Genomic DNA, 9,352 nt, shown 5'->3' with positions numbered 1-9,352 from the left:
GGCCGAACGCGGTGAGCCGGGGGCCGTCCCCGGCGAGCAGCACGGTGCGCGGTGAGAGGCCCTGGAGGGCGGCGCCGGTGGCGTGCACCCGGGCCAGCGTCTCGGCGAGTCCGGCGCCGAGTACCCGCACCGCACGCTCGGACAGCGGCCCCGAGGCCGTTATCGCCTCGTCCAGGGTCAGCGCCGGCACATAGGGGGACGCCGTCCACGGCCCCTCGTCGTCGCCGGTGCCCAGCAGTTCGGCGACCCAGCCGCCCGCCAGCCGGTCGGCGAGGCGCGACTCCGCGTCGAAGCGGTGCCGGAACGCGGGCAGCGAGGCGAGTTCGGGGCGGGCGGCGGTGACGACGACGACGAGATCCTGGGCCACCGCTCCGCGCGCCAGGAACTGGACCGACGTGGCCGTCTCGCGCAACCGTGCCAGCACGGTGTAGGGCCCGAAGCGGCCTGGCTCGTCCTGACGTGGCGCCTCCATGGCGCATCCCCCCTCGTGACCGACCCGGCCTTCCCTGGACCGGACGACCGATCCTAGTGGGGCGGTTCCTCCCCGCCTCGCCCGCCGTCGCGCACCGGCTTCGACCACGGCCACCGCACCCGGTGCCGGTCGCGGCCCTCCGGGGCGTACGTGTAGACCCAGCCCCGCTGGATGCCGAGCCGCTTGGTGTGGCCGGCCGGGGTCCTGCGGTACGCGTACACGGTGGGCGGGCCGCCGGCGGCGTCCGGGACCGGGACCTCGTACCACTTGGGCGGGTGGCCGGTCGCGCCGGTCAGGACGGGCAGGACCCGGCCGTCCAGCGGGCCGCCGACGAAGGCGGTGTTCTCGCTTCTCACCGGCCCAGTCTGACCGATCGGCCCGCCGGGTCAGTCATCCGGCAGCAGGTGCTCCGCCGCGCCGACCAGCGGCGCCAGCCGGTCCGCCAGCCGGCCGGCCGGGCCCTGCGCGGTCTCCAGCGGGAGCAGCGCGGCCACGGCGGCGGCGGTCTGCGGGTCCGACGCGGAGGTCACCGCGAGCAGGCCGATGAACTGGTCGACCAGCCAGTCCCGCAGCTCGCAGGCGTCCGGCCGCTTGCCCTCGTCCAGCCAGATCAGCGAGGCCGCCTCGACCGCCGCGATCCAGGTGCGCACCATCATGCTCATCCGGGGCGCGGGCTCGTCGCGCCCGTCGTGGCCCAGATGCAGCAGGATCTGCTCGGCCGCCGCCCGGCGCACCTCGTCCACGATGGTGCCCGTCCGGGACGTCTCGGCGACGCTGCCGCCGCGCAGCAGGGCGCTGAACCCGGCGTCGTGCTCGTCGACGAACGCCAGGTAGCGGTCCAGGACGCGGGTGACGCGCTCGGTCGGCGGGCCCTCGGCGGGCTCGGCGAAACACAGCTTCAGCTGCTCGGCGGCCGACCGCAGCGCCGCCTCGTACAACTGCTGCCGGCCCCCGGGGAAGTAGCGGTAGACCAGCGGCCTGGACACCCCGGCCACCGCCGCGACCTCGTCCAGCGAGACCTCGTCGGGAGCCCGGTGGGCGAACAGGGTGAGCGCCGCGCCGAGCAGCTGGGCGCGGCGCTCCTCGACGCTGAGCCTGCGGTACGCACGGCCGGGCGGCGCGGCAGCGGCGGCTGGGGTCATACCCCCCAGACTAAGCGCACTCACCCTCAGGCCAGCAGGCCCGAGCTCTTCCACAGCCTGCGCCCCACCCCGTTCAGGACACCGATGTCCTCGAAGAAGTCGGTCAGCCGCTTGGCGCCCGTCTGCATGACCTCCGTGCGGTGTCCGCTGGCCTTGACCTGGGCGACGGCCTCGTGGCGGTTCAGTCCCACGTTCTCGTACACCTGGGGGTTGACGAAGCAGACGGAGAAGACGCGGGCCGCCTGGCCGCAGCTCACCCGGGCCAGTTCGCGCTCCCAGCGGGGCGCGGTCACCATCTGGCGGCGCAGCTCCTCGCGGGCGTAGCGGACGTGCCGGGCCTCCTCGATGACGTGGATGCGGGTCACGCCGCGCACCAGCGGCTGGACGCGCTCGTCGGGGAAGGTCAGCCGCTGCATCCAGTCCAGGATCTCCTCGCCGAGCAGCGTCCCGGCGAACGAACCGGGCGTGGTGGAGACGCTCTTCAGGACGCGGGCCATGTTGTGGTAACGGCGCGGCACGGCGTACGTGGGGCCGTTGCCCCAGGTGATCATGCGGCCGAACATCATCGAGTGCCGGCACTCGTCGGCTATCTCGGTGAGCGCGTAGCGGACGTGGTTGCTGGTCGCGGGCTTGTCGTAGATGTGCCGCACCAGGAGCTGCATGAGGATGATCTCGAACCAGATGCCGAGCGAGGCGAGCGAGGCGGCCTCGTGGCGGGCCAGTTCGAGCCGCTGGTCGTGCGACATCCGCTTCCACAGCGGGGTGTCGTAGAGGGAGACCAGCTCGGGCGGCCAGAACCACTTGCCGTCCTCGGGCAGGCTGTCCCAGTCGAGTTCCCGGTCCGGGTCGAAGGAGTGCTTGGCGGAGGCCTCCAGCAGCCGCTCGGCGATCTGCTCGCGGCCCCTCAGCGGGCCGAGTGCGTCGCGGAGCGTCTGCAGGTCGCTTTCGGTGACGGTCGTCATGGCTGGGGCACCTCACACATGGGTTACCGGCGGTCACTCATTATGAGACTGCCTGTCAGCAAGACCGTCAATCCCCTCGGCACGACTTGTTGACCGGGCGTCTACCAGCGTGTGAACCTGCCAACTGGGCCGGAAGCCCGCCGACTTCCCGACATCCGCGAGGCGAAGGAGCCGTCCGTGTCGACCCACGACCTCTACACCACCGCCCCCGAGGAACCGCTGTGGACGGTGCCGGCCACCGGCGCCGCCCGCTTCAGCTGGGACTACGACGACGGCCGCGAACGCCTCCTCGCCCTGTACCAGAAGGGCAAGGACAAGCAGTGGGACGGCAACAAGCGCATCGACTGGAGCCTGGAGGTCGATCCGTCCGACCCGCTCGGCACCCCCGACGAGGCGCTCACCCTGTACGGCACCCCGCACTGGGCGAAGATGACCGAGAAGGACCGGGGCGAGCTGCGCAAGCACTACACCGCCTGGCAGTTCAGCCAGTTCCTGCACGGTGAGCAGGGCGCGATGATATGCGCCGCCCGCATCGTGGAGTCCGTCCCCGACCTGGACGCCAAGTTCTACTCCGCGACCCAGGCCATGGACGAGGCCCGGCACGCGGAGATATACGGTCGGTTCCTGCACGAGAAGGTCGGGATGCTCTACCCGGTCAACGACAGCCTCCAGGGCCTCCTCGGCGACACCCTGCGCGACTCCCGCTGGGACATGCCCTACCTCGGCATGCAGGTCCTCATCGAGGGCCTGGCGCTGGCCGCGTTCGGCATGATCCGCGACACCACCACCAAGCCGCTGCCCAAGCAGATCCTCGCCTACGTCATGCAGGACGAGGCCCGCCACGTCGCCTTCGGCCGGATGGCGCTGCGCGACTACTACAAGCAGCTCAGCGACGCGGAACGGCGCGAGCGCGAGGAGTTCGTCATCGAGGGCTGCTACCTGATGCGCGACCGGCTCAGCGGGGTGGAGGTGCTGGAGAACTTCGGCATCGGCCGGCAGGAGGCCAGGGACCTCTCCGAGCACTCCGAATTCCTCCAGCTCTTCCGCAAGCTGCTGTTCAGCCGCATCGTCCCCTGCGTCAAGGACATCGGCCTGTGGGGCGAGCGGCTCCAGCAGGCGTACGTCGACATGGGCGTCCTCGAACTCGGCGACTCCAACCTCGACCTGCTGATGGCCCAGGACGAGGAGATAGCCGAGCAGCTCGACAAGGACCGCTTCGCCGCGGAGGAGGAGGCCAGGGTCGCCGAGGTGGCCGAGGCGATCGCCCAGGGCGGCGCGAGCGCCTGACCCGGACGCGCGGCCCTACTCGGAGACCTTCACGATCTTGCCGTCCTTGTCCAGCGTGTGGGTGTTCCAGTACGTCCACCACGTGTCGTCCACGTGCTCCGGGACCTTGCCCTCGGGGTAGCGGGCGTACCCCTTCGGCGGCTCCTCGCCGTCCTTGACGCAGGCGCTCCCGGTGCTGCCCACGTACAGCACCGGGTACTCCCCGTCCGAGCAGACGGCGTCCGACGTCGAGCAGGCGGAGGTGAGCAGGGCCAGCGCCCCGGCGGTGACGGCGAGGGCGGCGGCGGTCCGCAGGCGGCGGGCTGTACGCATGGTGACTCCTGGTTCAGGGGGTGGCTCGTCGCATCCCAGGCTGCCGCCTCGGCGCCGGACCGCCCTGAGTACGCGTACTCACGTACGAGATTGGTGTACTTGTGCGAACGGGGTGTGTCGCTCAGCCGCCCGCCCCCGGGGGCCGCGCGTCCCCGCCCGCCGACAGCACCCGCTCCGCCGCGCGTGCCGCGCCCACCAGCTCCGCGTCCCGGCCCCGGTCGGCCACCAGCTGGAGCCCGACCGGGCAGCCGTCCGCCGTGAACCCGGCGGGCACGCTGGCCGCCGGCTGCCCGCCCAGGTTGAACGCCCAGGTCAGGGCGGTGGAGAAGATCCTCTCGCCCGGGCCCTCGTGACCGTGCGGGCGGTTGGGCGTGACGGGGGTGAGCAGCAGCGGCGTCCGGGCGAAGAAGGCGCCGAGGCGGCGGTCGTTCTCCGCCCGCACCTCCGCCTCGCGCGGTGTCACGCGCCCGCCCCGCACCGCCGTCCAGGTGTCCAGCGGGTCCAGCAGATCGCAGCCGCCCCCGGTGAGCCGGACCACCCCGGCCGCCTCCAGCCGCCGCACCGCCCCCCGCACCACGGCCGCCACCTCCGGCTCGGTGTCCGCGAAGCCCAGGTCCGGGCTGTACGCGGCGGCGAGCGGCAGGTCCGGCACGACCGGCGCGTACCCGTCCAGGACGCAGCGCAGATAGGTCTCCGCCCCGTCCGCCGACGCCGCCAGCACCCCGGCCGACGCCAGCCCCGACCGGTCCGGCGAGGGCAGCAGCCCGTTCGTCGTCTTCAGCCCGAACACCCCGCACCAGGCGGCCGGGACGCGCACCGAGCCCGCCCCGTCGCTGCCGGTCGCCAGCGGCACCAGGCCCGCCGCGACCGCCGCCGCCGAGCCCGCCGACGAACCGCCCGGCGTCCGGTCGGGCCGCCACGGGTTGACGGTGCGGCCGTGCGCCCCGAGCCCCCAGGTCTGCCAGTACGTCCCCGGACCGGGCACCGAGGTCGAGCCGACCGGGACGCCACCGGCCGCGATCAGCCGGCGGGCCGCGTACGAGCGGATGCCCGTGGGGCCCTTCACCGCGAACGGCAGCCCGGCCAGCGGGAGTCCGGACGCGGCCGGCAGCCGGTCCAGCGCCTCGCCGGGCCAGACGTCGAGGAAGGCGCACAGCGTGCGGTCCTCGCGCTCGATCGCCGCCAGCACGGCGCGCAGCTCCCCGCGCCGCTGCCCCTGCGCGTCCCCCCGGGCGTCCCCGTGCGCGCCCCCGTACGTGTCCCTCTGCGCCGTCACCGGTTCAGTCTCGCAGGGCCGCCTCCATCACCGCACGGGCGATCGGGGCCGCGCTGCCGCCGCCGCTGATGTCGGCCCGGTCGGCCTCGGCGTCCTCCACGACCACGGCCACCGCGACCCCCGGGCGGGCCGCGCCGTCCGCCTGCGCCCAGGAGATGAACCACGCGTACGGCAGGTCCGAGTTGTCCACGCCGTGCTGGGCGGTGCCGGTCTTGCCGCCGACCGTCGCCCCGTCGATCGCCGCGTTCCCGCCCGTACCGTCCCGTACGACGTCCACCATCATCTGCCGCAGCCGCATCGCCGTCAGCGGGCTCATCGCCCGGTGGTAGGAACGCGCCCCGGTGGTGCGGACCGTGGCACCGTCGTGCCGGGTCGTCCGCTCCACCAGATGCGGCCGCATCAGCTCCCCGCCGTTGGCGACGGCCGCCGCCACCATCGCCATCTGGAGCGGGGTCGCCGTCGTGTCGAACTGCCCGATCGAGGACTGGGCCAGCTGGTCGTCGCTCATGTCCGTGTCGAAGTTGCTCCTCGCCACCCCGGACGGGATGCGCAGCCCGGCGTCGTTGAAGCCGAACCGCTCGGCCGCCGCCACCATCCCGTCGAGCCCGACCCGCACGCCCAGGTGCGCCATGACGGTGTTGCAGGACACCCGGATCGCGTCGGCCAGCGACGCCTTCTCGCAGCCCCGGGACTCGTTGGGCAGCACCGTCGAGGTCCCCGGCAGCACGTACGGGGACGGGGTGTCGGTCGCCGCGTCCGGATCGGTGACGACCTCCGCGTCCAGCGCCGCCGCCGCCGTCACGATCTTGAACGTGGAGCCGGGCGGATAGGTCTGCCGCAGCGCCCGGTTCAGCATGGGCCGGCTCTCCGCCGCGTTCAGCTCCCGCCAGGCGTCCGCGACGGACGAGCCGGTCCCGGACAGCCGCCCGGGGTCGTACGAGGGGGTCGAGACCAGGGCCAGCACCCGCCCCGTCGCCGGTTCGACGGCCGCGACCGCGCCCCGCCGGTTGCCGAGCCCCTCGTACGCCGCCCGCTGCACCGCGTCCCGGACCGTCGTCGCCACGTCCCCGCCCGGCTGCCGGTCCCGGCTGACCTCGCCCCACAGGGGCAGCGGGGCGAGCAGCGGATCGGTGCCGGAGAGGACCGGGTCCTCGGCGTTCTCGATGAGCGTGGTGCCGTACGTCTGCGAGGCGTACCCGGTCACCGGCGCGTACAGCGGCCCGTCACGGTAGGTGCGTTCGTACGCCAGCTGCTCGCCGGTGTCCTTCGAGCCGGTGACGGGCCGGCCGTCCACCAGGATGTCGCCGCGCGGCTGGTCGTAGCGGGCGATGGTGGTGCGCCGGTTGGCCGGGTTGGCGTCCAGCTCGTCGGCGTCGAAGACCTGCACGCGGGCCGCGTTCACCAGCAGCGCGGCGAGCAGCAGCAGGCAGAACGCGGCGGCGTGCCGGATGTAGCGGATCACCGCCCGCCCTCCGGGGCCGGCGCCACGATCCCCGCCTCCGCCTCCCCGGGCGCCGGTCTGCGGGCCAGGTCGCTCACCCGGATCAGCAGCGCCACGATGATCCAGTTGGTGACCACGGACGAACCGCCCTGCGCCAGGAACGGCATCGCCATCCCGGTCAGCGGGATCAGCCCCGTCACCCCGCCCGCGATCACGAACACCTGGAGCGCCAGGATCGAGGCCAGCCCGACCGCCAGCAGCCGCCCGAACGCGTCGCGCAGCGCGAGCCCGGCCCGGAAGCCCCGCGCCACCAGCAGCGCGTACAGCAGGAACACCGCCGTCAGACCGGCGTACCCCAGCTCCTCGCCGGCCGTCGCCAGGATGAAGTCGGACTTGGCGGCGAACCCGATGAGCACCGAGTGCCCGAGGCCGAGCCCCGTGCCGAGCATCCCGCCGGCCGCGAAGGCGAACAGCGACTGGGCGAGCTGGCCCGGCCCCCGGCCGGCGTCGATCGAGGCGAATGGATCGAGCCAGTCCTGCACCCGGCTGTGCACATGCGGCTCGAACGAGCCCACCACGAACGCGCCGACCGCCGCCAGCAGCAGCCCCACCGCGATCCAGCCCCGCCGGCCGGTCGCCACGTACAGCAGGATCACGAACAGCCCGAAGAACAGCAGCGAGGTGCCCAGGTCGCGTTCCAGCACCAGCACGCCGACGCTGAGCAGCCAGATCGCCACGATGGGGCCGAGCACCCGCCCGGTGGGCAGCTGGAGCCGCCAGATCCGGCGCCCGGTGTACGCGAGGGCGTTGCTGTTGGCCGCGAGGTAGGCGGCGAAGAACACCGCGAGCAGGATCTTCGCGAACTCGCCGGGCTGGAAGGAGAATCCGGCGACCCTGATCCAGATCTTCGCCCCGTTCACCGCCGGGAAGAAGATGGGCACGATCATCAGCACGAGCGCCGCGGCGACCGACAGGTACGCGTAGCGCTGGAGCACCCGGTGGTCGCGCAGGAACACCACCACGGCGATGAAGAGGGCGACGCCGATCGTGGACCAGATCAGCTGCGTCGTCGCCGCCCGGTCGCCCGGCGTCTCCAGGTCCAGCCGGTAGATCAGCACCAGGCCCAGCCCGTTGAGCAGCACCGCGATCGGCAGCAGCAGCGGATCGGCGTACGGGGCGCGCAGCCGCACCGCGAGGTGGGCCAGCAGCGCGAGCAGCCCGAGACCGCCGCCGTACCCGGCGACGTCGGGCGGGACCGCGTCGTCGTGGGCCAGCCCGACCGCCGCGTAGCCGTAGACGGAGATCAGGACGGCCCCGATCAGGAGCGAGAGTTCCACGCCGCGCCGCCGGGGCAGGCGCAGGGCGGGCGGGCGCGCGTCCGCCGTCGATGCGGTCATGCCCCGCAACGTAGCAAGAGGCGGGTGCTATGTCGGTCATGTCGGGATGCCGTGCTGCCGTGTGCGGGCCCTACGGCGTCTCCGGCCCTTCCGGGCCCCGGTAGTGAGGCAGCGTCAGCCGCGCCACCGCGCCGCCGTCCGGCGCGTTGGCGAAGGTCAGCCCGGCGCCCATCACCGCGGCCTGGCCGGCCGCGATGGTCAGCCCCAGGCCGTGCCCCCGGCCACCGCCCTCGGTGCGGAAGCGCTGCGGCCCGCCCGTCGTCAGGTACTCCGGGAAGCCGTCGCCGTGGTCCCGCACGGTCACCACCGGCCCGTCCACCGTCAGCACCACGGGCGGCCTGCCGTGCTGGTGCGCGTTGGCGATGAGGTTGCCCAGGACGCGCTCCAGGCGCCGCTTGTCCGTCTCGACGCGCACCGGCTCCCCGGCCACCTCGACCTCCGTACCGGTGCCCCGCGCCACCCGGGCGGCCAGCGGGGCCAGCTCGTGGACGTCCAGGTCGACGTGCTCGGTACGGGCGTCCAGACGCGAGATCTCCAGCAGATCCTCCGTCAGATCGCGCAGGGCGCGCGCCCGGTCCCGCACCAGCTCGGACGGCCGGCCCGGCGGCAGCAGTTCGGCGGCGGCCGACAGGCCCGTCAGCGGGGTGCGCAGCTCGTGCGCCACGTCGGCCGTGAACCGCTGCTCGGCCTGGAGCTTGCGCTGGAGCGCCGACGCCATGGTGTCGAGCGCCCCGGCGACGACGGCGACCTCGTCCTGCCGGCGCGCCGGGTCCGCGGTGCGCGGGTCGTTCACGCGGGCGTCCAGGTCGCCCGCCCCGATCCGCCGGGCCACCCGCGCGGTCTGGTGGAGCCGCCGGGTGACCCGGGTGACGGCGAACGCGCCGACGAGCAGCGTGGCGGCGATCGCCAGCACCGAGGAGCCGATGATCGCCCCGTCCAGGCCGTTGATCGTCCGGGCGCTCTGGCTGTAGTCGGACCAGGCCGCCAGGGCCCGTCCGCCGTCCGCCGGGGCCCCCGCCCACATCACCGCCCGCCCCCGGTGCCGGCCGACCATCGTGCCCCG

The 9,352-nt window shown here is 73.8% G+C and carries 9 protein-coding genes and 1 pseudogene; 1 reads left to right on the top strand and 9 read right to left on the bottom strand.

Annotated elements, in window-relative coordinates; genetic code table 11:
* From MHW47_RS27280 to MHW47_RS27265, 4 genes and pseudogenes are all read right to left on the bottom strand, one after another.
* Positions 1–472: pseudogene (locus MHW47_RS27280) on the bottom strand (serine/threonine protein kinase); the annotation flags it as partial.
* A gap of 53 nt (positions 473–525) precedes the next feature.
* Positions 526–828 (bottom strand): hypothetical protein, encoded by a 303-nt coding sequence (locus tag MHW47_RS27275; RefSeq protein WP_239226424.1) that lies wholly within the window; start codon positions 826–828, stop codon positions 526–528.
* Between the two features lie 30 nt (positions 829–858).
* A complete protein-coding gene (locus MHW47_RS27270; RefSeq protein WP_239226423.1) occupies positions 859–1,614 on the bottom strand; it encodes a TetR/AcrR family transcriptional regulator in 756 nt (251 codons plus the stop codon).
* Between the two features lie 26 nt (positions 1,615–1,640).
* Positions 1,641–2,576, bottom strand: coding sequence for a diiron oxygenase (locus MHW47_RS27265; RefSeq protein WP_239226422.1), 936 nt, complete (start codon positions 2,574–2,576; stop codon positions 1,641–1,643).
* A 177-nt stretch (positions 2,577–2,753) separates the two neighbouring features.
* On the opposite strand from MHW47_RS27265, the gene MHW47_RS27260 reads away from it, so the two are divergent.
* Positions 2,754–3,863: a ferritin-like domain-containing protein gene (locus MHW47_RS27260; RefSeq protein WP_239226421.1), complete on the top strand. Its 1,110-nt coding sequence runs from the start codon at positions 2,754–2,756 to the stop codon at positions 3,861–3,863.
* 15 nt (positions 3,864–3,878) lie between these two features.
* Here the strand turns inward: MHW47_RS27260 and MHW47_RS27255 are convergent, their stop codons facing one another.
* From MHW47_RS27255 to MHW47_RS27235, 5 genes are all read right to left on the bottom strand, one after another.
* Positions 3,879–4,175, bottom strand: coding sequence for an SCO0607 family lipoprotein (locus MHW47_RS27255; protein WP_239226420.1), 297 nt, complete (start codon positions 4,173–4,175; stop codon positions 3,879–3,881).
* Between the two features lie 121 nt (positions 4,176–4,296).
* The gene (locus MHW47_RS27250) at positions 4,297–5,373 is read right to left on the bottom strand and encodes an amidase family protein (RefSeq protein ID WP_374230157.1); all 1,077 of its coding nucleotides are present in this window, start codon (positions 5,371–5,373) and stop codon (positions 4,297–4,299) included.
* Between the two features lie 82 nt (positions 5,374–5,455).
* On the bottom strand, positions 5,456–6,913 hold the full coding sequence (locus tag MHW47_RS27245; protein ID WP_239226419.1) for a penicillin-binding transpeptidase domain-containing protein: 1,458 nt from the start codon (positions 6,911–6,913) through the stop codon (positions 5,456–5,458).
* Positions 6,910–8,289, bottom strand: a complete 1,380-nt coding sequence (locus MHW47_RS27240; RefSeq protein WP_239226418.1) for an FtsW/RodA/SpoVE family cell cycle protein — start codon at positions 8,287–8,289, stop codon at positions 6,910–6,912. Before MHW47_RS27240 ends, MHW47_RS27245 begins: the two co-directional genes overlap by 4 nt.
* 70 nt (positions 8,290–8,359) lie before the next feature.
* Positions 8,360–9,352: HAMP domain-containing sensor histidine kinase (locus tag MHW47_RS27235; protein ID WP_239226417.1), on the bottom strand; the 993-nt coding region annotated here is incomplete at its 5' end.

This window comes from Streptomyces sp. OfavH-34-F (assembly GCF_022347745.1).
Classification (GTDB): Bacteria; Actinomycetota; Actinomycetes; order Streptomycetales; family Streptomycetaceae; genus Streptomyces.
The sequence above is the reverse complement of the archived record's forward strand: the minus strand, read 5'-3'. Positions and strand labels throughout refer to the sequence as shown.